Raw genomic sequence first — 24,726 nt, forward strand, 5'->3', positions numbered from 1 at the left:
CCAACCTGCCCCCCGGGGGGTTCTTGCGGCCCCCGCCCGCGCGGGCGCCCCCGCCCCCCTCGGGGTTGTGGTGGTTTTCCCCGAATTGCCCTTCGCAATTCGGTTGGCAATCCGGGTGAGGGGGCGCAGCGATCAAAGCTTCGTCCAGGCCCCGTTCCTCTTCGACGACTTCACGCAGGCTTCAATGAAGGCCATGCCTTCGACACCGTCGTGGATGGTCGGGAAAATAACGTCCTTAGCCGGCTTGCCGCCTTTGCGGCGCGCCGCCCGGATGGCGCGGGCCGCCTCCTGGTAGATGTTGGCGAAGCCTTCGAGATAGCCTTCCGGATGGCCTGACGGAACGCGGCTGACGCGCCCGGCGACGGGCAGCGCGCCGGCGCCATTTCGGGTGATCAACTGCTTCGGCTGGCCGAACGGCGTGTACCAGAGATAGTTCGGGTCGGCCTGCACCCATTCAAGCCCGCCCTTCGAGCCGTATATCCGCAGCTTCAGCCCGTTCTCGTGGCCGGGCGCCACCTGGCTTGCCCACAACATGCCCTTGGCAGGGTGCGACTTGCCGACCGGCTTGAAGCGCAGCATGACGTTGACATTGTCGTCGAGCTGCCGCCCTAGCACGAAGGCGTCGAGATCGGCGGAAAGCGTATCGAGTTCGAGCCCGCAGACGAAGCGTGCGAGATTATAGGCATGCGTGCCGATGTCGCCCAGCGCACCGCCGGCGCCGGCCTGTTTGGGATCCGAGCGCCACGCTGCCTGCTTCTGGCCGGTGGCGGCAAGGTCCTCGGTCAGCCAGTCCTGCGGGTATTCCGACTGCACGATGCGAATGTCGCCGAGTTGCCCCTTGGCCACCATCTCGCGCGCCTGCCGCACCATCGGATAGGCGGTGTAGTTGTGGGTGAGGACAAAGACCTTGCCGGTCTTTTCAACCAGTGCCGCCAGCTTCTTCGCTTCCGCCAACGTCGTCGCCAGCGGCTTGTCGCAAATGACGTGGATGCCGGCTTCGAGAAACGCCTTGGCCGCCGGCACATGCACATTGTTGGGCGTGACGATGGCCACCGCCTCGATGCCGTCCGGCCGCTTGGCCTCGGCCTTGGCCATCTCGGCGAACGAGCCGTAGCTGCGCGCCGGATCGAGCCCAAGCTCCTCGGCCGACGCCTTGGCACGCGTCGGGTCGGATGACAGGGCACCGGCGACCAGCGCGAACTCATTGTCCATGCGCGCTGCAATCCGGTGCACCGCGCCGATGAAGGCGCCTTGCCCGCCGCCGACCATGCCGTAGCGGATCGGGCCGCCTCCCGTTTCCGACTTCGATGCGCCGACCATGATTTTTCTCCCTCGTCTGAAATATCCTTCCCCCTTGAGGGGAGGGTGGCCCGAAGGGCCGGGAGGTGTCGGTTCATGCCGAGCTCCACGCTCAGCGACCCCACCCCGATCCGCTGCGCGGATCGACCCTCCCCTCGAGGGGGAGGGAAAGCGGTGCTAGATTCCCATCATGGCGCGCAGCACCTTTTTATCGGTCGCGCCGCCGGCGAAGTCGTCGAATGCCTTTTCCGTCACCCTGATGATGTGATGCTGGATGAAGGGCGCGCCTTCGGCCGCGCCATCCTCGGGGTGCTTCAGGCAGCACTCCCATTCCAGAACCGCCCATGAATCGTAGTCATACTGGGCGAGCTTGGAGAAGATGCCGCCAAAGTCCACCTGGCCATCGCCCAGCGAGCGGAAACGCCCGGCCCGGTTCGTCCAGCTCTGATAACCGGAATAGACGCCTTGCCGGCCGGTCGGATTGAACTCGGCATCCTTGGCGTGGAAGGCCTTGATCCGCTCGTGATAGATGTCGATGAATTGGAGATAGTCGAGTTGCTGCAGCAGGAAATGCGACGGGTCGTAATTGATGTTGCAGCGCTTGTGGCCGCCGACCGCGTCAAGGAACATCTCGAATGTCGCACCGTCGAAGACGTCCTCGCCCGGATGGATCTCGTAGCCAACATCGACGCCATTGTCCTCATAGACGTCGAGGATCGGTTTCCAGCGCTTTCCCAGTTCGGAAAACGCTTCCTCGATCAATCCCGCCGGCCGTTGCGGCCACGGATAAAGGTAGGGAAAAGCCAACGCTCCACAAAACGACACCGACGCCTTGAGCCCGAGGTTCTTGGAAGCCTTGGCGCCGAACTTCATCTGTTCGACCGCCCATTGCTGCCTGGCCTTCGGATTGTTGTGCACCGCAGGCGGCGCGAAGCCGTCGAACTGCGCGTCATAGGCCGGATGCACCGCCACCAACTGCCCCTGCAAATGCGTCGACAGCTCAGTGATCTCGACGCCGGCATCGCTGCAGATGCCCTTCACCTCGTCGCAGTAGGCCTGGGAAGACGCCGCTTTCTCGAGGTCGAACAGCCGGCTGTCCCAGGTCGGGATCTGCACGCCCTTGTAGCCCAGCCCGGCCGCCCATCTGGTGATCGACGGCAGCGAATTGAACGGTGCGGCATCGCCCGCGAACTGCGCTAGAAACAGCCCAGGACCTTTCATTGTCGACGGCATCGGCATCCTCCCTCATTATCCACGACCAAGCATAGCGCCGATTGAAAGCAGGGCCAGCCTCTTTGGTCTTTTCTCGACAGGCGCTAGTGCGCACCGCTATTCTGGTATTACCAAATATGCTCATTTGGTCAAGCGCTGCCGCGCACAACCAGCGCTGCGCAAATTGCCGGGAAGCGGGCAAATATGCCAGTTTAATCAAAGAAATAATCATGGGCCGGGGCTGCCTTGCAGGATTTCTTGCCGTCCAGATGAAATTGCTGTAGACCTCTTTTCACGCCCAATTGGTCGAACCAGTTACGAGAAATGCTGGAGCGCCTTGGGGAGGAACCATGCAACGCAATCTGGGGTGCGTCGCAGGCGAATTGTTACAGGCGAATTCTGGGAAGGACAGACCATGCATCTTTCGACGCACAACTGGATGCGGGCGGAACCGCTGGAAACGACGCTCAAGCGCATCAAGAAATTCGGCTATGAGTCGATCGAGATTTCCGGCGAGCCCGCCCAATACAAGATCAATGAGACACGTGCGCTCCTGAAGGAGCACGGCATTCGCTGCTGGGGGGCGGTGACGCTGATGCTGGGCGAGCGCAATCTCGCCGCCAGGGACCAGGGCCAGCGCGAGCGCTCGGTGCAGTATGTCAAGGACGTGCTGACGATGGTCAGCGAACTCGACGGCGAGATCATCACGCTGGTTCCCGCCACGGTCGGCAAGGTGGTGCCGGACGGCACCGAGGAAGAAGAATGGGAATGGGTGGTCGACGCCACCAGGGAATGCTTTACCCATGCCAAGAAAGTGGGCGTCAAGGTCGCGATCGAGCCTCTCAACCGCTTCGAGACCTATCTGTTCAACCGCGGCGCCCAGGCGCTGGCGCTGGCCGATGCGGTCAGCCCCGAATGCGGTGTATGCCTTGACGCCTATCACCTCCACATGGAGGAGTTTAACGTCTACGATGCCATCCGGCAGGTCGGAAACCGCCTGTTCGATTTCCACGTCGCTGACAACAACCGCTTCGCCGCCGGTCTCGGACAGATCGACTGGCCGAAGATCGTCGGCACCCTGAAAGAAGTCGGCTACGACGGCGCGTTGACTAACGAGTTCGTCGCCCCTGTCGACCGCACGCCGGCTGCTCCCTATCCCGACATGGTCGAACGCAACCCGGTCGACATCTCGCCGGAGCAGCTCAAATTCATCCAGGACCACGGTTCCAGCGTGCTCACGGAAAAATTCTACACCGACCAGATGCGCATCACCGCCGAAACGCTGCTGCCGCTGATCAAGTAATCGATCTCTGGAAACGAGCCTTTCCGACGGCGGCCCCTAACGGCGGCAAGGCAGAGGAAGAACATGCGCATCAAGACGGTCCAAGCCTGGTGGGTCCGCATACCGATCGAAGCCGCGCGGCAGCACCGCAGCGACTTCGGTCAGGTGACGACGTTCGACGCCGCAATCCTGCGCATCGAGACCAACGACGGGCTGGTCGGCTGGGGCGAAGGCAAGAATGCCGCCGGCAGCACCGGCAGCTATGGCGCCCTCGTCCACATGCTGAACCACGAGGTCGGGCCGCAGCTGATCGGCTGCGATCCGGCCGACATCGGGGTGATCTGGGAGATGCTCTACAATGGCGTGCGCCACGACAGCGCCGCGCAAAACGGCCACGCCATGCCGCAATTGGCGAGGCGCGGCATCAGCGTCGCCGCGATCAGCGCCGTCGATATCGCCTTGTGGGATATTCTGGGCAAGTCGTTGGGGGTTCCTGTCTGGCGGCTGCTCGGCGGCCGCAAGCTTGACCGCATGCCGGCCTATGCGTCCGGCGGCTGGGCCTCCGCCGAGGCGATCGGCGAGCAGTTGAAATCCTATATCGCCAAGGGCGGCTTCAAGGCGCTGAAGATGCGGATCGGCGCGATGGACGGCGCTCCGCACAATTCCGCCGCCCGCGTCCGCGCCGCAAGACAGGCGATCGGCGCCGAAGTCGACCTGATGGTCGATGCGCACGGCACCTATACGGTGGCGGAAGCCAAACGCTTCATCCAGCTTGCCGGCGATCTCGACCTGGCCTGGTTCGAGGAGCCGGTCATCGCCGACGACAAATCCGGCATGGCCGAAGTGCGGGCGTCCGGCTCCATCCCGATCGCCACCGGCGAGAGCGAAGCGACGCGCTATGCCTTCCGCGACCTCGCCACACTCAAGGCCGCCGACATCTTCCAGCCTGACCCCGCCTTCTGCGGCGGCATCAGCGAGGCGATGAAGATCGGCACCATCGCCAGCGCCTTCAATCTGCGCTTCGCGCCGCATCTGTGGGCCGGCGCGCCTTGCTTCTTTGCCGGGCTGCATGTCTGCGCTGCTTCGCCGGCCAGCTTTACCGTCGAATATTCGCTTGGCGCCAATCCGATGATCCACGATCTGATCGAGGAGACTGTCGAAGCAAAGGACGGCATGATAGCGATTCCCGAGAAGCCTGGACTGGGATTCACCCTTTCGGAACGGTTCCTGGAGGCGCACGCGCTACGCGGCTGATCATGAAAGAAAAGAACCTTCTCGCGGAACTCGCCGCCTATCTGTTCTCGCACTCCGACAAGGCGACCGGCCGGACGCCGTCGGAGCGAGAACTGGCGGAGCATTTCGCCGTCAGCCGCGGCCAGATCCGCGAGGCGCTGGCCATCCTCGAAGCCATGCGCATCGTCGAGCGCCGGGCCAAGTCCGGCATCTACATCGACACCAAGCAGGCCAGCGTCGAAGCGATGGCGCTTTTTGCCAAGGCCGGCCTGCCGCTCGATCCGATCCAGATCTACGAGACCGTCGAGTTGCGCAAGATCCACGAGATCAAGGCTGCCGAGCTTGCCTGCTCGCGCGCCACTGAGGAAAATTTCGAGCGGCTGCGCGAAATCCTGAAAGCTTCGGAAGACCGCATTGCGGCGGGCGAGGGCCTCGCCAAGGAGGACCGCGAATTTCACCTTGAGATCGTGCGGGCAACCAAGAACAGCGTTTTTCACAACATATGCAGCCTCTATTACCTGATGGGCGAGCAACGCCTGCCGATCTACTTCAACGATCCCGAACGCAGCATGCGCTCGCATGCCGAGCACATCCAGATCTACGAGGCGCTGCTGCGCCGCGACGGCAACCTCGCCCAGGCGCTGATGAGCGCCCATCTGCAAGGCGCGGAAAGCTATTGGAAAGGCCTGATCGAGGGCGGCGGGGCAGAACCTCACAGCCCAGCGCTCGAACCGGTCTGACATGCCTAAGATCTTGACAACACACACGCTGCACCCGCGCGCCTCCGCCATGTTGACCGGCGCCGGCGAACTAGTCGTCGCCTCCGCCCTCGATGCGGACACACTGGCGACTGAGGCTGGGAATGCCGACATCATCATCGTTCGCGCGCCGCTGCCATCAGCGCTGTTCGAAGGGGCGACGAAGCTCCGGGCCGCAATCCGCCACGGCGCCGGGCTCGACATGGTTCCCATGGAAGCCGCCACGGCGGCCGGCGTGCTGGTGGCAAACGTGCCGGCGGTCAATGCGCGCTCGGTCGCCGAATACGTGATGTTCGCGGCGCTGGCACTGCTGCGGCGCTTCCGTATGGTCGACCGCGACTTGCGGGCGAAGGGCTGGCTGGCCGGCCGCGATCACACCATTCTCGCCAGCGAGCTCGCCGGCAAGACGATCGGTATTGTCGGCTTCGGCGCCATCGGACAGGCAGTCGGCCACATCGCGGCGCATGGTTTCGACCTGAACGTGGTGGCGACGACGCGCAGCATGAGGCCGGCGCTGGACAGGGTCGGCTTCCTGTCGATCGACGCACTGGTCGAGCAGAGCGACATCATCGTTCTGTGCTGCCCGTTGACAGTGGAGACGCGCGGCCTGATCAACCGCGAGCGCATCGGTCGAATGAAGCCGCACGCGCTGCTGATCAACATTTCGCGCGGGCCGGTGATCGACGACGAGGCGCTGATCGAAGCGCTGCAGAAGGACCGTATCGGCGGTGCCGCGCTCGATGTCTTTGCGACGCAGCCGCTGCCTTCAGATCACCCCTATTTCAGCTTCGACAATGTCATTGTCACCCCGCACATGGCCGGCATCACCGAGCAGTCTATGATGCGCATGGGCGTCGGCTCGGCTGATGAAACCTTGCTGGTGCTGGCCAACAAATTGCCGGTCAATCTGCGCAATCCCGAAGTGGTCGAGCACTACCGGCGGCGGTTTCCGGCCGACGCCTGATGGCGCCTCAACGGCCAAGCAGTGCCTCGACTTCCGCCGCGATGCGCAGGAGACGGTGGTCGTCGCCGTGGCGCGCCACCAGCATCAGCCCGGCCGGGCGCGCCATTCCCGGCATCGGCAGCGAGATCGCGCAGAGGTCGAACTGGTTGGCGACCTGGGTGTTGCGCAGCAGAAGGCCTTCCGTGCGCTCACACAGAGCTTCGTCGCTGGTCATCGACACGATGGTCGGCGCGGTGACCGGCGTGGTCGGCAGGGCCAGCACATCGACAGACGCCAACCGCTCGTCCATGGCGGCGACAAGCGCCGTGCGGCGGCGGATTGCCCTTATATAGGTCGTGGCCGGAACGGCGGCGGCGCGCGACAACGGCTCGCTCACCCGCGGATCGACCGGCGTCGTCGGACCTGTCGCCAGCCAATCTGCATGGACCGCGGCGCCCTCCATTGCCGCGATCGAGGCCCGCCTGGTTGCCGCGCGCAAATCGGCAAGGAGGTCATCGATGGACAGATCAGCGAGGCGTGCACCGGCGAGTTCCAGCTTGCGAGCACATCGCTCGAACGCCGCCGCGACCTCTTCTTCGGTATCCTCGAAGAGCACGCCGTGGGGAACGCCGATGCGCAGTCCGGCAAACGGAAGCGGAACCAGAGCCACAGGCTGCTCGCCCGCCATTACCGCATCGGCTGCCGCACATTCGGCGACGGTGCGCGCAAGCGGGCCGATAGAGTCGAGCGTGTCGGACAGCGGGAAGACGCCATCGCGCGGTACCCGCCGCGCCGTCGGCTTGAAGCCGACGACACCGTTCAGCGCCGCCGGAATACGCACCGAGCCGCCGGTGTCGGAACCGATCGAGATCTCGCTCGTGCCTTCGGCAACGGAAACACCGGCGCCGGAGGATGAACCACCCGCGATCCGGCCGGCGTCGGTCGCATTGCCGGGCGTGCCATAATGCGGGTTGACGCCGATTGCGGTGAAGGCGAATTCGGTCATGTTGGTCTTGCCGAAGATCACCGCGCCCGCTTGCCGCAGCCGCCGCACGATGACGGCATCCCGCAGCGCCGGCGCTGCGGTGCTGAGCAACAACGAACCGGCCGTGGTCGGCTCGCCGGCGACATCGAACAGGTCCTTGATCGACAGAATTGTTCCGTCGAGCGGCCCGATCGTCACGCCGGCTCTGCGCCTGGCATCGGCGGCGTCGGCTGCTGCTCGTGCGGCTTCCGGATAGAGTTTTACGAATACGCTTTCATTGTCGGCGCGGACGGCGAGACGCGAAAGGACGGCTTCGAGGCGGTCGCGGGCTGATTGCATGGCACAGTCTACTTTTTATTGTCGCCCGAACAGCCCAGAACACTGACGTCGATGGCTCTAGCGATAGCCAGTCACATCGGCTGGTTTGCCGGCGTCCTGAACCTCGGGAACGTAGCGCCACGCGTCAGGCCGCGAGCCGTCGAGATCGGTAAAGCCGTAGACCTGCGCCAGCCCGCCACTCGACAGCGACTGTCCGTTCCAGCGCGAACGGTCCGGGTCCGCCGCAAGCGCCGCCACTGCGCGCCCGATAAAGCGCGGGGTCTCGGAAATGACGAAATGCGGCACTTTTGCTGTCGCATCACGCCAGTTGTCCTCGGTCACCCCGAAAGCTTCCAACATCATTTCCGAACGCAGCCAGCCGGGTGTCAGCGAAATCGAGGTGGCGCCGTTCGGGGCGAGGTCCTTGGCATGGGCCCAGGCCATACGGGTCACCGACACTTTGGCGAGGTCATAGAACGGCGAGAGCCGATAATGCTCGGCATTATACTCCGCGGTGCCGTCGGTGACTTCGACCAGCAGGCCGCCCGGGCGCTCGATCAGAAGCGGCAGCGCGTAATGCGCCGTGATCAGATGCGTGTCGATGCCCAGCCGCAACATGCGCAAACCATTCGTGAGATCATGTTCCCAGACCGGCTTGTTCCATTCGAACAGTTTCTCGCCGCCCCAAATGTCGTTGACCAGCACATCGAGGCGGCCCTGCTCGGCACGTATCCGGTCGACCAGCTTGCGCACGTCTTCGGCAACCAGATGGTCGACTTGCACAGCGATGCCATGGCCGACTTGCGCTGAAACAAGCTCCGCCGTTTCCTCGATGGTTTCCGGGCGGGCGTATTCGGACTGATGCGCGCGTGTCGTCCGCCCGGTGACGTAGACCGTCGCGCCCGCGGCACCCAATTCGACAGCAATACCTCTCCCCGCACCGCGCGTGGCACCAGCGACCAAAGCGACTTTTCCCTCAAGCGTCATTGAACCTCCCCAGACTCTGACCAACCCAGACTCTGACCAACCAATGCTCTGACCAACCAATGCTCTGACCAACCAATGCTCTGACCAACCAATGCTGGCCTTCTTCAATGTTAAGATATATAAATGATCATTCGGTTATAAATGGATGTCAAGATGCCTCGGCAAAAAACGCAATCCGACGAGGACGTGCTGGAAGCGGCGCACCGGCTGATCCACAGGCATGGCCCGGAGGCACTCACATTTGAACGGCTGTCCAAAACTTGCGGGCTCTCCGGCTCGACCCTGGTGCAGCGTTTCAAGAACAAGGCCACGCTCAGGCAAAGAACCTTGCTGCAAGCATGGGACAGGCTGGACGCGAAGACGACAACGCTCGCAGACGCGACACCGAGGACCCCTGCTGGCGCGATCGAATTGCTGGTGGCGCTGTCGCGTGACTATCGCGACATCGAATCCTATGCCGAGGGCCTGCTCGTTCTGCGCGAAGATCTGCGCGATCCGGTGCTTCGCGCGCGGGGGGCGTCGTGGAAGGCATCCCTGTGCAACATCCTCGACTCTTGCTTTGCCTCTGTCGCCAACACGCCGTTGGACATCGGCCTGCTGATGGCATCGCACTGGCAAGGTTCGCTGCTTTGGTGGAGTTTCGACCCGAAGGCCGAAGTTGCATCCTACGTCGAAGACAGTCTGGGCCGTTTCGTCGCCGCAATCGTCACGGCCCGAAAACCATAACCGATATTCGGGCCAGTTCTTGCAGGCGTCCTACGTGGGGACGCACCTAGGTTGCGCTCCTCGGGCCGAGTAGGAACGCCGCCAAAGCCGCCAGCAACGTCGCTATCCCGCAATAGGCGAACGCGCTGGCAACGCCGGCATTATCGACCAGCAGGCCGCCGAAAACGGCGCCCAGCGCGATGGCCACCTGGAACGTGGCGACCATCAGCCCGCCGGCGCTTTCTGCCTGGTCGGGAGCGGCTCGCACAAGCCAGGTTTGCAGCCCGACCGGCACCGCGCCAAAGGCAAAACCCCACGCGGCCACCGCTATCGCCGCCACCGCGGGCGAAGCGCCGATGGTCAGCAGCAGAAGTGCCGCGACCGCAATCAGCAGCGGCGCCAGGCCCACCGCGGTCTTGAGGCTGCGTTCGGCCATAAAGCCGCCGGCAAAATTGCCGAAGAAGCCACCGATGCCGTAGGCGAGCAGCACAAGCGAGATCGTCTCGATGTCCAGAGCGGGCACCTTCTCGAGAAACGGGCGGACATAGGTGAAGCCGGCAAAGTGTCCCGAGGCGACCAGCAGGACCACCAAGAGCGCAACCCTGATCATCGGTCGCTTTAGTACCTCCAGCAAGGTCCGAAAGCTTGCCACGCCCGCCGGCGGCAGCTTCGGAAGGGTGGCGATCTGCACGAGCAGCGCCAGGGCGCCGACAACAGCTGCGATCATGAAGGCCGTTCGCCATCCCCAGATGTCGCCGACATAGGCACCGACCGGGGCCGCACAGACGGTCGCCACCGAAACGCCGGTGAGAATGATCGACATGGCGCGCGGCATCAGCCGCATCGGGACAAGCCGCATCGCCATGGCCGCCGACATCGACCAGAAGCCGCCGAGGCTGATCCCGAGCATGATGCGGGCGATCAGAAGAACGGGAAGCGAGGACGCAAACGCCGCCAAGAGGTTCGACAGGATCAGCAGCACGGTCAGTCCCCACATGACGAGCCTGCGGTCCAGCCGTTTGGTGACGATGGCCATGGTCGGAGCGGCTATCGCGCCGACAACGGCGGTTGCCGTCACCGCTTGGCCGGCAGTGCCTTCGGTCACACCGAGATCCTGCGCCAGCGGCGTCAGCAGACTGGCAGGCAGGAATTCCGCGGTCACCAGCCCAAACACACCGAGCGCGAGAGATACGATCGCCCCCCACGCGGGCTCGGCTCGTTCACCGGTTTCCGCGGGATCGAGAACGGCGTCGATGACGCCTGTCGCGGGTTCGGTCATGGTGGGATCTCCGATCTGGTTGCAGCGCAACATTTGGCTGCAGTGCAACATAGGGAGTGACCGCCTGGAGTTTCCATGCTAGAAACACCATCATGCTTGACCATTCGTCCAAAGTTCCGGTCACCGGCGATCCGCTGACAGACATATTGCGCGGTTTACGGCTCGACGGCGTCGAATATGGCCGCTGTGAAATGCAGGAGCCTTGGGGCCTCCAGTTTCCGGCCCAGACGGCGGCGCGGTTTCATTTCATCGGCCGCAAGGGATGCTGGCTGCTGCAGCCGTCCGGCGAATGGGTCGAGCTCAAGGCGGGCGACGCGGTGCTGCTGCCGCGCGGCGCGGCACACGTCCTGGCGAGCGAGCCGGGCACCGAGGCTTCGCCGATCCAGGGCTACGAGGTCGCCGAGGTCTGCAAGAACGTTTACTGCATGTCCAACGAAGGTTGCCGGCCGGGGACGCTGCTGTTTTTCGGCAGCATGTATTTCAATCTCGACGGTTTGCACCCATTGCTCGGCATGATGCCGGACGTGATGCGCGCGCACGAGTTGGAAGCCTATGAACCTGGTATCCCGCATCTGCTGGAGGCCATGGCCCGCGAGGTGACGATGGAGCGCGTCGGCTCCGGCGGCATTCTGGCACGGCTGGCCGATGTGCTGGCCGCCACCGTCATCCGCTCATGGGTCGAGCGCGGCTGCGGCGACTCGTCCGGATGGATTGCGGCAGTGAGGGATCGCGAGATCGGCCGCGTGCTGGCCGCGATCCACCTCGAACCGGACCGCGACTGGACGGTGGAAACCCTGGCCAGGATGATGGGCGCCTCGCGATCAGGCTTCGCCGAACGCTTCGCGACGATCGTCGGCGAAACGCCGGCCAAATATGTCACCCAGGTGAGAATGCACCAGGCACGGCAATGGCTGGTCCGCGACCGGTTGAAGATTTCCGTCGTCGCCGCACGCCTGGGTTATGAATCCGACGCGTCGTTCAGTCGGGCGTTCAAGCGCGTCATCGGATCGGCTCCCAGCCATTTCCGGGCCGAGGAACAGGCTGAGACCCGACAAGCCGGCTAAACCTGGCCACAGGCTTCAAGCCGCCTAGCAATTTGCCGCCCAACAGACGCGCATTTTTGCGAGACGCGGCTTAGCCTGCGTGACGAAGGCTTATCCCGGTACCCTTGTCGAACAGCACCACCTTGTCCGGGTCCCAGGCAAAGCGCACCGGCTGCTCGATCTCGACATCGGTTCTGGCCGGCACCGTGGCCCGCAGCATGGCGTCGCCGACCCGCAGCGTCAGGATCTTTTCGACGCCATGGTTCTCGACATCGTGGACGCGCGCTTCCACCGGCGCCCCGCTCTCGAGATAGAGATCCTCGGGACGAATACCGAAGACCAGCGGGCGACCGTCGGTCTCGCCGCTCGTCCTGGCCCCCCCCGCAAAAGGTAGTTCGAAATTCAGCAGTGCCATCACCGCGCGGCCGTTGACGAGCTTGCCGTCGATGAGGTTCATCGGCGGCGAGCCGACGAAGCTCGCCACATAGGTGTCGCGCGGATTGTTGTAGATCTCGTAGGGCGTGCCGGTCTGGACTATGCGGCCATGGTTGAGCACGCCAACCTTGTCGCCCATCGACATCGCCTCGATTTGATCGTGCGTGACGAACAGGAAGGTCTGACCAAGGTTCATTTGGATGTTCTTCAGCTCGGTGCGCAGCGCCTCGCGCAACTTGGCATCGAGCGCCGACAGAGGCTCATCCATCAGGAATACGCGCGGCTTCCTGACGATTGCGCGACCAATCGAGACGCGCTGCATCTCGCCGCCAGAGAGGCGATCCGTCTTGCGGTCGAGCAGATGCTCGATACGCAAGGTCTTGGCAACGCGGTCTACGCGCGTCTTGATCTCGTCGGGCTCGATGCGGCGGATTTTCGGCTTCAGCGGGAATTCGAGGTTTTCGCGCACCGTGTAGCGCGGATAAAGCGAATATTGCTGCAGCACCAGCGCCACATCCCGCTCGGCGGCACCCCAGTTGGCGACATCGACGCCGTCGATGAAGACTTGACCTTCGGTCGGCTTCTCCAGGCCGGCGACCATGCGCAGCGTCGTCGTCTTGCCGGCGCCGGTCTCGCCGAGCAGCACGAAGAACTCGCCGTCGGCAATGTCGAGATTGAGCCCGGCCAATGCGGTGTGATTGCCGAATGTCTTCGAGATGTTCTTGAGCTGGATATGGGCCATCAGAGTCTCACCCCCAGCGAATTGCCGCTTGTCGTGTCGAAGAAGTGCGCCTGCGCCGGGTCGAGCCTGGCGAAAACCTGGACCCCCGGCTTGCCGACGAAACCGGAACGGGTCCGGGCGCGCAACATCTGTGCCCCGACCTTGAGGTCGACGATGTCGTAGGAGCCAAGCGGTTCGATGATGTGCGCCTCGACCGGCAGATAACCGTCCGCCGGCTCGCGCGAGACCATCACCCCTTCGGGGCGGATGCCGAGCGCAAGGCGATCCTGCCCGACGTTCGCGGCGTCGAGCTGGCCGACCAGTTCGGCCGGGAAAACGAACCCTTCCGCGGCCCCATCGACAGTGACCCTGGCGCCGGAGCCGTTCATCGTCACCGCCGCATTGGCAACGTTCATCACCGGCGAGCCAACGAATTGCGCGACGAACAGATTGGCCGGGTGCTTATACACTTCCGATGGGCTGCCCACCTGTTGCAGAACGCCCTCATGCATAATGACGATGCGGTCGGCAAGGCTCATCGCCTCGATCTGGTCGTGGGTGACGTAGATGGTGGTTGAGCCCTGCTTGATGTGCAGCCGCTTGATCTCCGCGCGCATCTCCTCGCGCAGCTTGGCGTCGAGCGCGCCGATCGGCTCGTCCATCAGCATCGCCTTCGGCCGCCGCACCAGCGCCCGGCCGATCGCCACGCGCTGCATGTCGCCACCCGACAGCGCCGACGGCTTCTTGCCGAGCAGATCGTTGATCTGCAGCACTTTGGCGACCGAGCGCACCTCGCCGTCGATCTCCGCCTTGCTCTTGCGCATGGCGCGCAACGGAAAAGCGATGTTCTCATAGACGCTCATATGCGGATAGAGCGAGAACGACTGGAAAACCATGGCGATGTCGCGGTCGGCAGCCTTGAGATGCTGGACCGGCTTGCCGTCGATGAGGACATCGCCGCCGTCGATCGTCTCCAGCCCGGCGATTGCGCGAAGCGTCGTCGTCTTGCCGCAGCCCGACTGGCCGAGCAGCACGATGAACTCGTTGTCGTCGATCTTGAGGTTGAGGTCCTTGATGACCTGGACGGCGCCGAAGAATTTCTGGACGCCACGAAGCTCGATCTGGGTCATGCGTGACCTTCTTTTTCCGGTGCGCCGGTCGCCTTCGGCTCCTGCCTTGGACCGACCCAGCCCGTGATCATGAACGTCAGCAGCCCGACAATGATGATCGTCAGACCGTAGCGGTGCAGGAAGAGGTTCCACGGCTGGCAGAGCGCGATGATGCCGAGCACCATCACGATCTCGGCTGTGCGCTGGATTGTAGCATGGCGGATCATTTGCGGATCGCTCCGAAGGACATGCCGCGCAGGAGGTGGTTGCGCAACAGGAAGGTGAAGATGGCGACCGGCAGCAGGAACAGGAAGGTGCCGGCGGCGATGACCGTCCAGTCGGGCAGGCCGGAACCAACCTGGCTGGGAATGAACGGCGGCGCCGTCTGGGCACGCCGGTTGGTCATGATCAGCGCGAAGGCATATTCGTTCCACGCGGTGATGAAGCAGAATACGGCGGTGGCGGCGATGCCGGTGGCCGCCTCCGGCAGCACGATCTTGAAGAAGGCCTCCATGCGCGTATAACCGTCGACGAGCGCCGCCTCCTCGTACTCCTTCGGAATTTCGTCCATGAACCCCTTCATCAGCCAGACCGAGAAGCTGAGGTTGAAGGCAGTGTAGAGGATGATCAGGCCCCAATGCGTGTCGTTGAGGCCGACGACCCGGTACATCAGGAACATCGGGATCGCCACCACTACCGGTGGCAGCATGCGCGTCGACAGGATGAAGAAGAGCAGGTCCTGTTCCCCCTTTATCTTGAAGCGCGAGAACCCGTAAGCCGTGAAGGTGCCCATGCCGACGGCGAGGATCGTTGAGGTGATGGCGACGATCAGCGAATTCATGAAGCGGCTCGGATAGCCGGACCACTGCACCTCGCCCCTGCCCGAGCGCACCACCTTCTCGCCGCCGTCAAACACCAGCCGCTCCCACCACGGGGCGGCGGCGTATTGTTCCGGCGTCGGCGCAGTGCGCAGTTGCGAGCGCTTGGTGAATAGCTTGACGAAGGGCGATATCTCCGGCTGGAAGACCACCGTCGGCGGGATGGTGGTGGCGAGGTTGCGCGGCTTGAACGCCGTCGAGGCTATCCAGTAGATCGGCGCCAGGAAGATGATCGTGACGATCAGCACGCCGACGATGGCGAGCTTGTTGAGCGAACGCTCGGCAGAGGTGGTGACAGCGGCCATGCTAGCGCTCCTTCACCTTGTTCAGGTATTTGACGTAGATGTTGGTGATCGCCAGGATCATGATCAGCACGATGTAGGCGAGCGCGCAGGAGCGCCCGGTCTGCCATTCCTGGAACGCCATCTTGTAGAGCCGGATCGAGATCACCTCGGTGGTCGGCTGGCTGGTCAGGATGTAGGCAAGATCGAAGGTCTTGAACGCCTCCATGGTGCGAAAGATGATCGCGATCATCAGGATCGGCGCGACCAGGGGCAGCGTAATGCGAAAGAACGTATAGAACGAGCCGGCGCGGTCGATCGCGGCCGCCTCGTAGAGGTGCTTCGGCACCGCCGACAGGCCGGCGAGCGACAGCAGCATGACGAAGGGCGACCACATCCAGATGTCGGTGATGGCAACCGCGTAGAGCGCCATGTCAGGGTTGGACAGCCACTCGAAGGAGCCGAGGCCAAGCGTATAGTTGATGATGCCAAAGGACGGATCGTAGAGCAGTTTCCAGAACAGGCCGACGACAGCCATCGACAGCATCATTGGCAACAGCAGCAGTGTCGTCAGCAGGCCCTTCAACGGGATATCGCGGTTGAGCAGCAACGCCACGCCGAAGCCGACGATGACCTGGCCGACCACGGAGACGATGACATATTTGGCGGTGATGGCGAAATTCGACCAAATGAACGGGTCGTTGAGCAGCTCGCGGTAATTCTGCAGTCCGACGAAATTGGCCGCCGCGGGGCTCGACGCGCGAAAGTCGGTGAACGAATAGCCAAGCGAATAGAGCAGTGGAAAGATGTTGAAGACGATCAGGAAAACGATCGTCGGAATGATGAAGAGATTGCGGATCGTAAGGTCGCTCATGCCGCGGGCGGCGGAGCGCGAGTTGGGATCCAGCGTGGTCATGACTGCAGTGGCCAAGGCCCGTTCCTTCCTTGTCCGGAAAAGAAAACGGAAGGGGCGGCTCCCGCCCCCTCCGAGCGTTAGTGCCGTTTACTTCACGCGGTTGTATTTCTTGAACGTCGCGTTCCAATCCGCGGCGAGCGCATCGAGCACTTCCTTGGCCGTGCCCTGATTGCCGGTGATGTAGGGATAGACGCGTTGGTTCATCTGGATGAGCAGCTCGGCATATTCCGGCGTCGCCCAGAAGTCCTTCACCTTGAACATGGTTTCGTAGAAGGCCTTGTTGTATGGCGTGGCGTTCTGGAATTCAGGCGACTCGAGCACTTTGGCACTTGCCGTGTAACCGCCGAGTTCCGCCCATTTCTTCTGCGTCTCGTCCTTGATGAACCATTCCAGGAACTTCATCGCCTCTTCCTGATTCTGGGAATAGGAGACGACGGAGATGCCCTGGCCGCCGAGCGCGGCGAACTGATCGCCGTTCGGTCCAGGAGGGTTGGCGAAGAAGCCGGTGGCCTTGGCATTCGGGTTGGAGGCTTCGTTGATGAGCGCCGGGAAGAAAGCGAAGTAGTTCATGCTCATCGCCGCCAGGTTTTCGGTGATCGCCTGGTTGTCCTCGATGAAGAAGCTCTTGGCCCAACCGGGAGGGGTGAAGGAATAGAGCTCCTTGTAGGCCTCGAGCGCCTTGACGTTCTGCTCGGAGTTGATGATCCCGTCGACCTTGTAAGTGGCATAGTCGCCAAGCTCGCCGCCGAAGGAGAAGATGGCGTTCTCGACGCCCATCACCAGAGCGTCGTAGGAGTTATCGGTATAGATGGCGACGCCGTAGCGCTTCTCGTCGGGACGGTGGAAGAATTCGGCGATGTCGCGTAGCTGCTTCCAGTCCTTCGGCACGCCGAGATCGTAGCCGTACTTGGCTTTGAAGGCCTCCATCTCCTTCGGATCTTCGAACCAGTCCTTACGATAGGACCAGCCGACCGCGTCGCCCTCGGCCGGAATCGACCAGTATTTGCCGGAGTTGGATGGATATTCGGCGTAGTATTTCACCGTCGCCGGCGCCATCACTTCCTTCAGATTGTGCTTGTTGAAGAAGTCAGTGAGGTCGACATAGTGACCGGCCTCGGAGGCGGCGCCGATCCACTGGGAATCGCCGACGACCATGTCGTAGGCGCTGCCCTTGGCGTTGAATTCGGTGAACGCCTTGGTCTGGAAATCCCCCCACGGCGTCGTCTCGACCGTGACCTTCACGCCGCTCTCGGCCTCGTAAAGGTTTACCAGTTCCTGCAAATAGTTCGCCGGATCCCATTCAGCCCAGAATATGGTGAGTTCCTTATCCTGCGCGTAGACGGACGTTCCGCAGGCGAGCACTAAGCCGATACCAGCAAGCATGCTGGTCATTGTCTTGCGCATGATGATTTCCTCCCTTGTGCGCATTCTACCGTATCATCCGAGCCGGCGGCGAGGCCGGCCCTGGTAGTTCCTTCCGTGATGGCGCCGTTCCGATTTTCGAGCCTCCTCGCCCAACCGGAAATGGATCGCAGCCCTCACTTTCGACCCGCTATATTGTCCTGATCTGGTATTACCAATTTCGGACGCACGTCAAGCTCTTTCTTGGACGATGGCAGGGCCTCAGACAAGCAGATTCCAGCAACATCTGTCTGTTTTTCTTAAATTTTCCTACTCGTTGATACGCAAGACCGTTGTTCGCGCTACGAAACGCCGGCTATTGTCAGTAGTAGCCATCCCTATCTGGTCGAACCAGATCGATACTATTCCGCAGCTGTCGCCGGCGCGCTGCTGCCTCCTCCTGCCATCGATTCCATCACCGCAGCCCGCACCAGCGCGCCGGCTGCCCATTGCGCTACCGACATCATCTTGCGGCTGTCCAGCCCCCATATATCCTTCAGCACGATCAGCACTTCGACGCCGAAGATCAGTGACAGGGCCTGTGCCAAGCGCTTGAATTCGCGTGGCGGCAGCCGGTGCTTGAGCGGTGCGATCGCGTCCTTGAGCAGATCGATGCGATGGCCGCGCGTGAAGGCCGGTTCGCCGTCGAGTGTGCCGGCCTGCCGCCGCGCCCACTGGTCGAGCGACAGCTTCAGCGCCGCCTTGAACGTCGCCTCGAAGGCTTCGATGCGTGGCATGGCCGTGTCGAACAGTTCGACGACGCGGCGCTCGGGATCGGCCGAGGTCGATTTCCAGGTGAGGATCGGCCCCAGCCCTTCGTCGACCACCGCCTGCACCAGCGCCGCCTGGCTTGGAAAATACCGATAGGCGGTGGCGCGGGAGACTTCCGCCGCTTCGGCGACCTCGCTGACCGAGGGCGTGGCGCCCGCCTGCATCAGCCTTGTCGCCGTCTCCAGCATCAACCGCCTTGTGCGGGCGCGCGGCCCGCGCGCCGCTCCAGAACCGGCATCGTCGGGCACTGTCACTGGTTGACGTGAGACATTCATGTCAATATGATACGCACGTCTCAAAAAATTGCAATGGCCTTTCGCGCTGCCGAACGGCCGGGGCAAAAGAGCGGCCGGCAACAACACCGAGTGCGCCTTGAACCGGGGAAACGCAATGAAGCGCGTCTATGTGGTGGGCACCGCCGACACCAAGGGTGAGGAACTTGCTTTTCTGGCCGATGCGGTCGCCGCCACCGGTGCTGCTGTCGCCCGCGTCGACGTCGGAACGCGCAACGCGACCGTGCCGGTCGATGTCTCGGCCGAAGTGGTCGCCGGCCACCATTCCGACGGCAGCACTGCCGTGCTGGGCGTCGACGACCGCGGCACCGCGGTGGCGGCAATGGCCATCGCCTTCACCCGGTTTGTCCAGTCGCGCACCGATATATCAGGAGTGATCGGCATCGGCGGTGGTGGCGGCACTTCGATCATCACGTCAGGCATGCGCGCGCTGCCGCTCGGCCTGCCCAAGATCATGGTCTCGACGCTCGCCTCGGGCGACACCGCGCCTTATGTCGATGTCTCCGACATCGTCATGATGCCGGCGGTGACCGATATGGCCGGCTTGAACCAGCTGTCTCGCGTGGTGCTGCACAACGCCGCCCAGGCAATAGCAGCCATGTCTGCAAAACCGGCGCCCCCGCCCGACGGCAAACCATCGATCGGGCTCACCATGTTCGGCGTGACCACGCCATGCGTGACTTCGATCGCCGAGCAGCTTCGTTCGACCTATGACTGCATGGTCTTTCACGCCACCGGCACCGGCGGCCGCACCATGGAGAAGCTGGCCGACAGCGGCTTGCTGTCCGGCGTCATCGACACCACGACGACAGAAGTCTGCGACCTGCTGTTTGGCGGCGTTCTGCCGGCAACCGAAGACCGTTTCGGCGCGATCGCCCGCACGAAACTGCCCTATGTCGGCTCGGTCGGCGCGCTCGACATGGTGAATTTCTGGGCGCCGCCGACCATTCCGGAACGCTATAGCGGGCGGCTGTTTTACGAGCACAATCCAAACGTGACGCTGATGCGCACGACGCCTGACGAAAGCCGCAGGATCGGCGAATGGATCGGCGCCAAACTGAGCCTCTGCGAGGGTCCGGTCCGGTTTCTCATTCCCGAAAGGGGCGTTTCGGCGCTCGACATCGAAGGCGGCGCCTTTTTCGATCCCGAGGCCGATGCAGCACTCTTCGAGGCCATCGAGCGCACCATCATGCCGGATGCCACGCGTCGCGTGATCAGCCTGCCGTTGCACATCAACGATCCCGAATTCGCCAAGGCTGCGGTTGCGGCTTTTCTCGACATCGCCAGACAGTGAGAGACGAAGCCATGCCCGCCATACCGCGCAAGAAGATCCTGGAAAAGTTCCGCAAGATGATTGCCGGCGGCATGCCGATCGTCGGCGGCGGCGCCGGCACCGGGCTGTCGGCCAAGGCCGAGGAGGCCGGCGGCATCGACCTGATCATCATCTACAATTCCGGCCGCTACCGCATGGCCGGCCGCGGCTCGGCTGCCGGCCTGCTCGCCTATGGCAACGCCAACCAGATCGTCAAGGAAATGGCCTACGAGGTGCTGCCGGTGGTGAAGAAGACGCCGGTGCTGGCCGGCGTCAACGGCACCGATCCCTTCGTCATCATGCCGCTGCTGCTGGCCGAGCTGAAGACGATGGGTTTTTCCGGCGTGCAGAACTTTCCGACCATCGGTCTGTTCGACGGCCAGATGCGGCAGAGTTTCGAGGAAACCGGCATGGGCTTCGGGCTTGAAGTCGACATGATTGCCGCGGCACACGAGCTCGATCTCCTGACCACGCCCTATGTGTTCAACCCCGATGAGGCGCGCGCCATGACCAAGGCCGGCGCCGACATCGTCGTCGCTCATATGGGGGTAACCACCGGCGGCTCGATCGGTGCGACGTCGGCCAAATCGCTCGACGACTGCGTGACCGAGATCGACGCCATCTCTGAAGCGGCGCGTGCCGTGCGCAAGGATGTCATCCTGCTTTGTCATGGCGGGCCGATCTCGATGCCGGACGATGCCCGCTACATCCTCGAACGCTGCAAGGGCCTGCACGGCTTTTACGGGGCAAGCTCGATGGAGCGGCTGCCGGCGGAAGCGGCGATCGCCAGGCAGACTGCGGATTTCAAGGCGGTCACGCTGGAGCATCGGACCCAAAAGTGGGAACCGGTTTTTGGAAAATCCGATGCGCAAACAAAAAAAAGCGGTTCCAAGACGACCGCGAAGAAAAAGAAGGGATGAGACGATGACCGACAAGAGCAAGGTGTTTGTCTACCCGAAGGATGTCAGCGCCTTCGGCTTCGACTGGGGCAAGCTCTCGCTGACGGTGGCGCCCGAGGTGAACGGCGCCACGCGCTTTTCCGGCGGCGTCGTCGACCTTCCGTCCGGCAAGGGCCACACACGCCACAATCATCCGGGTGCGGAAGAGATCATCTTCGTCATATCAGGCAATGGCGAGCAGATGGTCGAGGACGAGGACGGCAATCCGGTCGTTGAGAAGGTCGGCCCCGGCTGCACCATCTATGTGCCGGAAAGCCACTTCCACTCGACGCTGAACACCGGCGATGCGCCCATGCAGCTTTTCGTCGTCTATTCGCCGGCCGGGCCGGAACTGGCGTTGCGCGATCTGCCGGATTTCAGGCTGCTGCCGCCGGGCGGGAAGTGACTTCCTCAGGGCAGAGCGTGCCGCCTGATCATGAAGCTCCACCCCGGTTCCAGCCCCTGCCCCGGTCGCCGAACATGACGTAGCCGCTATCGGTGACCGCCAGCGTGTCTTCGAGCTTGATGAAGCCGCGCGTCGGGTGATGCATCGTCGTCTCGACCGAGAGCACCATGTTTTTCTCCAGCGGCTTTTCGGCATAGGTGCCTTCATAGGTCACCGGATGGTTGGTCATCAGGAACGGAGCTTCATGTGTGATCAGCCCCATGCCGTGGGCAAAGAAATCGGTATAGGGCGCGACCTTGGATATCTTCAGCACGCCTTCCGCGTAGGAAATCATGTCACCACCCAGCGTGCCGGCGCGTACCTTCGAAAAGGCCGCCTGCTGCACGGCCTCGACTTCGGCCAACAGATCCTCGAGTTCGGCATCCGGCTCGCCCAGAATGCCCATGCGACAGAGGTCGCCGATATAGCCGTGATAATTGCCGCCGGAATCGATCGACATCACCTCGCCCTTCTTCCATGCCTGCGGCGAGGCGGCGCGGTTGTGGCTGGCGCCCAGCGTCAGCAGGCAATATTCGAAATGCGCGCCGCGATTGGTCTCCTCGCGCCGCAGCTGCTCGATGATCTCGGTCTTGGTCGTGCCTTCGCGCGCCCAGGCAATGGTCGCCAGCATGGAATCGGTGATCAGTTCAGAGGCGGTGCGCAGCTTCTCCAGCTCCGCATCCGTCTTGATCGCCCGCATCCGCTCCAGCATATCGGTCGCATCGACAAGCCTTGCATCCGGCAGCGCCTTGCGGATCAGCGTGTAGGCATCCGACGGCAGGAAAGCCGGCTCGATGCCGATGCGGGCGTTGCCCTTGCCGATTTTCGCCAGGTGCTCGACCGCGAGATTGGCGGCGTCGAGCGTGCCCCAGCAGGCGGCGTGGAAGGTCGGCGTCCAGAACGGGTTGTTCTGGTGCTCGGCGCCCTCCATGCGGTTACCGATATAGGCGGCGTGGTCCGGCCCGCCCTTCTCGTAGACGACGACAGGCAAATAGCGGCTGTGGCCGATCGCATCCATGGCAGCAAAGAAGATGAACTTGTAGCCGCCAAGCAGATACTGCGTGTTGTGCTTGGAGGTGGCGAGCAGCACATCGATACCGGCCGCCTCCATCAGCCGATCGACTCTGGCACGGTCGAACGGGATGGTGCTGACGGCATTCTTGCCCGGGGCGACGTTCATCTTTCTCTCTCCCTGAATTCCCTGGCCGGCCGGTCGGATCGCCAGCGGTGCCAGTCTGGTCTCACCGAGATAAGTCTGGTCCTACCAGACAAGGTCGGCTTGAACCGCTTCCCTGTAACTGGTCCAGCGGACGAATTTTTCAAAGCCACATGAGGATGCGCCAAATCCGTCTCTGGCGAAACCCTCGGCAAGGCTCATAATCACCCTTGCAAGGATGCCGTCTGGCGTCCGAGGGTAGTGGCCACCCGGCCGAGTGGCTGAGAGGGGACGGAGTTCGATCATGTCAGAGGTCACAATTTCCAGACGCAGCGTGCTTGCCGGTTCGGCACTGCTGCTGGCTTCGACGGCGCTGCCGACGATCGGCTGGGCACAGACGCCGAAGAAAGGCGGGCGGCTGGTCGTCGCCGCCGATTCCGAGCCGCGCAACCTCAACCCGGCGATCGTCGCGTCCAACGGCGTCTTCTTCATTTCGAGCAAGATCGTGGAACCACTGGCCGAGGCGTCCTTTGACGGCAAGGACGGGCTCGACCCGCGCCTGGCGACAAGCTGGGAGGGTGCCGCCGACGGCTTGTCGGTAACGTTCAAATTGCGCGAGGGCGTCAAATGGCATGACGGCAAACCCTTCACCTCCGCCGACGTCGCGTTCTCGGCGCTGCAGATCTGGAAGCCGCTGCAGAATCTCGGCCGCACCGTGTTCAAGGATCTGGAGGTGGTCGACACGCCGGACGAGGCGACCGCAGTGTTCAAATTCGCCAGGCCGACACCATTCCAGCTGATCCGCAACGCTTTGCCGGCGCTGACCAGCGTGGTGCCGAAGCACATCTACGAGACAGGAAAGATCGAAGAGAACCCGGCCAACAACGCCCCGATCGGCACCGGCCCGTTCAAATTCGCCGAACACAAGTCAGGCGCATATTACCGGCTGGAGAGGAATGGCGACTATTGGGGCAAGGACCAACCTTACCTCGACGAGATCATCTACCAGGTGCTGCCCGACCGCACCTCGGCGGCAAGCGCGCTCGAGGCCGAGGAGATCCATCTCGCCGCCTTTTCCGCGGTGCCGCTGGCCGATCTCGACCGCATCTCCAAAGTGCCTGGCCTCAGGGTGATCACCAAGGGTTATGAGGCGCTGACTTATCAGCTCGTCGTCGAGATCAATCATCGCCGCAAGGAACTGGCCGACCTAAAGGTGCGCCAGGCGATCGCCCACGCCATCGACAAGGATTTCGTCGTCAAGACGGTGTTCCTCGGCTATGCCGCCACCGCCACCGGCCCGGTGCCGAAGAACGATCCGCAGTTCTATACGGCCGATGTGCCGACCTATACCTTCGACGTGGCCAAGGCCAACGCTCTGCTCGACGAAGCCGGCTACAGCAGGGGTGACGGCGGCAAGCGCTTTTCGCTGAAGCTGCTGCCGGCGCCCTATTTCAACGAGACCAAGCAGTTCGGCGACTATCTGCGCCAGGCGCTCGCCGCCATCGGCATCGACGCCCAGCTGGTCAACAACGACTCGGCCGCGCACATCAAGGCCGTCTACACCGACCACGCCTTCGACCTTGCGGTCGGGCCGCCGGTGTTCCGCGGCGATCCGGCGATCTCGACCACCATCCTGGTGCAGAGCGGCATTCCAGACGGGGTGCCGTTCTCCAACCAGGGCGGCTACAAGAACGACGAACTCGACGCCCTCATCGCCACGGCGTCCGAGACGCTCGACCCAGCCGCGCGAACAGAGCTTTACAAGGAGTTTCAAAAAAAGGTCGCAGCCGACCTGCCGCTGATCAATGTCGCCGAATGGAGCTTCATCAGCGTTGTCAGAGACACGGTTGGGAATGTCGCAAACAACCCACGCTGGGCGGTGTCGAACTGGGCGGACACCTGGCTGGAGGGGTGAGCTGCGGGTTAATTGAGATTGACCTTCGCCAATAGGTGAAGTTGGTAATGTCCGTGCTCGACGATACCCCCCTCTGTCCTGCCGGACATCTCCCCCTCAAGGGGGGAGATT

General features: G+C 62.9%; 23 protein-coding genes. 10 read left to right on the forward strand and 13 right to left on the reverse strand.

Annotated elements, in window-relative coordinates; all coding sequences use genetic code 11:
• Positions 1–132 precede the first annotated feature (132 nt).
• Complete coding sequence (locus AC0L15_RS10455) at positions 133–1,320, reverse strand: Gfo/Idh/MocA family protein (protein ID WP_287245858.1); 1,188 nt, start codon at positions 1,318–1,320, stop codon at positions 133–135.
• Positions 1,321–1,476: 156 nt separating this feature from the next.
• Entirely contained in the window at positions 1,477–2,532 is a 1,056-nt protein-coding gene (locus tag AC0L15_RS10460; protein WP_023797348.1) for a sugar phosphate isomerase/epimerase family protein, read from the reverse strand.
• 394 nt (positions 2,533–2,926) lie between these two features.
• Here AC0L15_RS10460 and AC0L15_RS10465 point away from each other — a divergent pair, with 394 nt between their 5' ends.
• The 4 genes from AC0L15_RS10465 to AC0L15_RS10480 all read left to right on the forward strand — a co-directional run bounded on the left by AC0L15_RS10465 (position 2,927) and on the right by AC0L15_RS10480 (position 6,748).
• Positions 2,927–3,814, forward strand: a complete 888-nt coding sequence (locus AC0L15_RS10465; protein ID WP_023797347.1) for a sugar phosphate isomerase/epimerase family protein — start codon at positions 2,927–2,929, stop codon at positions 3,812–3,814.
• Between the two features lie 63 nt (positions 3,815–3,877).
• Positions 3,878–5,047 carry a mandelate racemase/muconate lactonizing enzyme family protein gene (locus tag AC0L15_RS10470; RefSeq protein WP_023797346.1) on the forward strand — a complete coding sequence of 390 codons (1,170 nt, stop codon included), beginning with the start codon at positions 3,878–3,880 and terminating at the stop codon, positions 5,045–5,047.
• Positions 5,048–5,049: 2 nt separating this feature from the next.
• Positions 5,050–5,766: a FadR/GntR family transcriptional regulator gene (locus AC0L15_RS10475; protein WP_027153131.1), complete on the forward strand. Its 717-nt coding sequence runs from the start codon at positions 5,050–5,052 to the stop codon at positions 5,764–5,766.
• Position 5,767: 1 nt separating this feature from the next.
• Positions 5,768–6,748: a hydroxyacid dehydrogenase gene (locus AC0L15_RS10480; protein WP_128184816.1), complete on the forward strand. Its 981-nt coding sequence runs from the start codon at positions 5,768–5,770 to the stop codon at positions 6,746–6,748.
• A 7-nt stretch (positions 6,749–6,755) separates the two neighbouring features.
• Here the strand turns inward: AC0L15_RS10480 and AC0L15_RS10485 are convergent, their stop codons facing one another.
• Positions 6,756–8,051 carry an amidase gene (locus tag AC0L15_RS10485; RefSeq protein WP_287245857.1) on the reverse strand — a complete coding sequence of 432 codons (1,296 nt, stop codon included), beginning with the start codon at positions 8,049–8,051 and terminating at the stop codon, positions 6,756–6,758.
• A gap of 57 nt (positions 8,052–8,108) precedes the next feature.
• Positions 8,109–9,017, reverse strand: coding sequence for an SDR family oxidoreductase (locus AC0L15_RS10490; protein WP_287245855.1), 909 nt, complete (start codon positions 9,015–9,017; stop codon positions 8,109–8,111).
• A 153-nt stretch (positions 9,018–9,170) separates the two neighbouring features.
• On the opposite strand from AC0L15_RS10490, the gene AC0L15_RS10495 reads away from it, so the two are divergent.
• Positions 9,171–9,743 (forward strand): TetR/AcrR family transcriptional regulator, encoded by a 573-nt coding sequence (locus AC0L15_RS10495; protein ID WP_287245853.1) that lies wholly within the window; start codon positions 9,171–9,173, stop codon positions 9,741–9,743.
• Between the two features lie 46 nt (positions 9,744–9,789).
• Here the strand turns inward: AC0L15_RS10495 and AC0L15_RS10500 are convergent, their stop codons facing one another.
• On the reverse strand, positions 9,790–11,001 hold the full coding sequence (locus AC0L15_RS10500) for an MFS transporter (protein ID WP_287245852.1): 1,212 nt from the start codon (positions 10,999–11,001) through the stop codon (positions 9,790–9,792).
• Positions 11,002–11,093: 92 nt separating this feature from the next.
• Between AC0L15_RS10500 and AC0L15_RS10505 the strand changes: the two genes are divergently transcribed.
• Positions 11,094–12,065, forward strand: a complete 972-nt coding sequence (locus tag AC0L15_RS10505; RefSeq protein ID WP_287245850.1) for an AraC family transcriptional regulator — start codon at positions 11,094–11,096, stop codon at positions 12,063–12,065.
• A 70-nt stretch (positions 12,066–12,135) separates the two neighbouring features.
• Here AC0L15_RS10505 and AC0L15_RS10510 read toward each other — a convergent pair whose 3' ends face one another.
• The 7 genes from AC0L15_RS10510 to AC0L15_RS10540 form a co-directional block, all read right to left on the reverse strand.
• Entirely contained in the window at positions 12,136–13,221 is a 1,086-nt protein-coding gene (locus AC0L15_RS10510; protein WP_473496300.1) for an ABC transporter ATP-binding protein, read from the reverse strand.
• A complete protein-coding gene (locus AC0L15_RS10515) occupies positions 13,221–14,330 on the reverse strand; it encodes an ABC transporter ATP-binding protein (protein WP_128184826.1) in 1,110 nt (369 codons plus the stop codon). Before AC0L15_RS10515 ends, AC0L15_RS10510 begins: the two co-directional genes overlap by 1 nt.
• A complete protein-coding gene (locus tag AC0L15_RS10520; RefSeq protein WP_027153141.1) occupies positions 14,327–14,536 on the reverse strand; it encodes a hypothetical protein in 210 nt (69 codons plus the stop codon). Before AC0L15_RS10520 ends, AC0L15_RS10515 begins: the two co-directional genes overlap by 4 nt.
• Positions 14,533–15,492, reverse strand: a complete 960-nt coding sequence (locus AC0L15_RS10525; RefSeq protein WP_027153142.1) for a carbohydrate ABC transporter permease — start codon at positions 15,490–15,492, stop codon at positions 14,533–14,535. The genes AC0L15_RS10520 and AC0L15_RS10525 overlap by 4 nt, the downstream gene beginning before the upstream one ends.
• 1 nt (position 15,493) lies before the next feature.
• Entirely contained in the window at positions 15,494–16,399 is a 906-nt protein-coding gene (locus AC0L15_RS10530) for a carbohydrate ABC transporter permease (protein WP_027153143.1), read from the reverse strand.
• Between the two features lie 72 nt (positions 16,400–16,471).
• The gene (locus AC0L15_RS10535; protein ID WP_091595650.1) at positions 16,472–17,788 is read right to left on the reverse strand and encodes an extracellular solute-binding protein; all 1,317 of its coding nucleotides are present in this window, start codon (positions 17,786–17,788) and stop codon (positions 16,472–16,474) included.
• A gap of 359 nt (positions 17,789–18,147) precedes the next feature.
• Positions 18,148–18,831 carry a TetR/AcrR family transcriptional regulator gene (locus tag AC0L15_RS10540; protein WP_287245846.1) on the reverse strand — a complete coding sequence of 228 codons (684 nt, stop codon included), beginning with the start codon at positions 18,829–18,831 and terminating at the stop codon, positions 18,148–18,150.
• 115 nt (positions 18,832–18,946) lie between these two features.
• Between AC0L15_RS10540 and AC0L15_RS10545 the strand changes: the two genes are divergently transcribed.
• From AC0L15_RS10545 to AC0L15_RS10555, 3 genes are read left to right on the forward strand one after another with little or no spacing between them, the layout of a single operon-like run.
• A complete protein-coding gene (locus AC0L15_RS10545; protein ID WP_287245844.1) occupies positions 18,947–20,143 on the forward strand; it encodes a Tm-1-like ATP-binding domain-containing protein in 1,197 nt (398 codons plus the stop codon).
• 11 nt (positions 20,144–20,154) lie between these two features.
• The gene (locus AC0L15_RS10550) at positions 20,155–21,081 is read left to right on the forward strand and encodes a phosphoenolpyruvate hydrolase family protein (protein WP_287245842.1); all 927 of its coding nucleotides are present in this window, start codon (positions 20,155–20,157) and stop codon (positions 21,079–21,081) included.
• 4 nt (positions 21,082–21,085) lie between these two features.
• Positions 21,086–21,505, forward strand: a complete 420-nt coding sequence (locus tag AC0L15_RS10555) for a cupin domain-containing protein (RefSeq protein WP_287245840.1) — start codon at positions 21,086–21,088, stop codon at positions 21,503–21,505.
• 28 nt (positions 21,506–21,533) lie between these two features.
• On the opposite strand, the gene AC0L15_RS10560 is transcribed toward AC0L15_RS10555, so the two are convergent.
• Positions 21,534–22,724, reverse strand: coding sequence for a M24 family metallopeptidase (locus tag AC0L15_RS10560; RefSeq protein ID WP_287245839.1), 1,191 nt, complete (start codon positions 22,722–22,724; stop codon positions 21,534–21,536).
• Between the two features lie 280 nt (positions 22,725–23,004).
• Here AC0L15_RS10560 and AC0L15_RS10565 point away from each other — a divergent pair, with 280 nt between their 5' ends.
• Complete coding sequence (locus tag AC0L15_RS10565; protein WP_287245837.1) at positions 23,005–24,615, forward strand: ABC transporter substrate-binding protein; 1,611 nt, start codon at positions 23,005–23,007, stop codon at positions 24,613–24,615.
• The last annotated feature ends 111 nt before the right edge of the window (positions 24,616–24,726 follow it).

Source organism: Mesorhizobium sp. WSM4846 (assembly GCF_055811415.1).

What these genes read in the sequence shown, in the direction of transcription:
- AC0L15_RS10485 (WP_287245857.1), bottom strand. Translation starts at nt 8,051, where the DNA reads ATGCAATCAGCCCGCGACCGCCTCGAAGCCGTCCTTTCGCGTCTCGCC.
- AC0L15_RS10465 (WP_023797347.1), top strand. Translation starts at nt 2,927, where the DNA reads ATGCATCTTTCGACGCACAACTGGATGCGGGCGGAACCGCTGGAAACG.
- AC0L15_RS10495 (WP_287245853.1), top strand. Translation starts at nt 9,171, where the DNA reads ATGCCTCGGCAAAAAACGCAATCCGACGAGGACGTGCTGGAAGCGGCG.
- AC0L15_RS10520 (WP_027153141.1), bottom strand. Translation starts at nt 14,536, where the DNA reads ATGATCCGCCATGCTACAATCCAGCGCACAGCCGAGATCGTGATGGTG.
- AC0L15_RS10535 (WP_091595650.1), bottom strand. Translation starts at nt 17,788, where the DNA reads ATGCGCAAGACAATGACCAGCATGCTTGCTGGTATCGGCTTAGTGCTC.
- AC0L15_RS10540 (WP_287245846.1), bottom strand. Translation starts at nt 18,831, where the DNA reads ATGAATGTCTCACGTCAACCAGTGACAGTGCCCGACGATGCCGGTTCT.
- AC0L15_RS10490 (WP_287245855.1), bottom strand. Translation starts at nt 9,017, where the DNA reads ATGACGCTTGAGGGAAAAGTCGCTTTGGTCGCTGGTGCCACGCGCGGT.
- AC0L15_RS10555 (WP_287245840.1), top strand. Translation starts at nt 21,086, where the DNA reads ATGACCGACAAGAGCAAGGTGTTTGTCTACCCGAAGGATGTCAGCGCC.
- AC0L15_RS10480 (WP_128184816.1), top strand. Translation starts at nt 5,768, where the DNA reads ATGCCTAAGATCTTGACAACACACACGCTGCACCCGCGCGCCTCCGCC.
- AC0L15_RS10470 (WP_023797346.1), top strand. Translation starts at nt 3,878, where the DNA reads ATGCGCATCAAGACGGTCCAAGCCTGGTGGGTCCGCATACCGATCGAA.
- AC0L15_RS10500 (WP_287245852.1), bottom strand. Translation starts at nt 11,001, where the DNA reads ATGACCGAACCCGCGACAGGCGTCATCGACGCCGTTCTCGATCCCGCG.
- AC0L15_RS10565 (WP_287245837.1), top strand. Translation starts at nt 23,005, where the DNA reads ATGTCAGAGGTCACAATTTCCAGACGCAGCGTGCTTGCCGGTTCGGCA.
- AC0L15_RS10510 (WP_473496300.1), bottom strand. Translation starts at nt 13,221, where the DNA reads ATGGCCCATATCCAGCTCAAGAACATCTCGAAGACATTCGGCAATCAC.
- AC0L15_RS10525 (WP_027153142.1), bottom strand. Translation starts at nt 15,492, where the DNA reads ATGGCCGCTGTCACCACCTCTGCCGAGCGTTCGCTCAACAAGCTCGCC.
- AC0L15_RS10560 (WP_287245839.1), bottom strand. Translation starts at nt 22,724, where the DNA reads ATGAACGTCGCCCCGGGCAAGAATGCCGTCAGCACCATCCCGTTCGAC.
- AC0L15_RS10455 (WP_287245858.1), bottom strand. Translation starts at nt 1,320, where the DNA reads ATGGTCGGCGCATCGAAGTCGGAAACGGGAGGCGGCCCGATCCGCTAC.
- AC0L15_RS10505 (WP_287245850.1), top strand. Translation starts at nt 11,094, where the DNA reads ATGCTTGACCATTCGTCCAAAGTTCCGGTCACCGGCGATCCGCTGACA.
- AC0L15_RS10475 (WP_027153131.1), top strand. Translation starts at nt 5,050, where the DNA reads ATGAAAGAAAAGAACCTTCTCGCGGAACTCGCCGCCTATCTGTTCTCG.
- AC0L15_RS10515 (WP_128184826.1), bottom strand. Translation starts at nt 14,330, where the DNA reads ATGACCCAGATCGAGCTTCGTGGCGTCCAGAAATTCTTCGGCGCCGTC.
- AC0L15_RS10460 (WP_023797348.1), bottom strand. Translation starts at nt 2,532, where the DNA reads ATGCCGTCGACAATGAAAGGTCCTGGGCTGTTTCTAGCGCAGTTCGCG.
- AC0L15_RS10550 (WP_287245842.1), top strand. Translation starts at nt 20,155, where the DNA reads ATGCCCGCCATACCGCGCAAGAAGATCCTGGAAAAGTTCCGCAAGATG.
- AC0L15_RS10545 (WP_287245844.1), top strand. Translation starts at nt 18,947, where the DNA reads ATGAAGCGCGTCTATGTGGTGGGCACCGCCGACACCAAGGGTGAGGAA.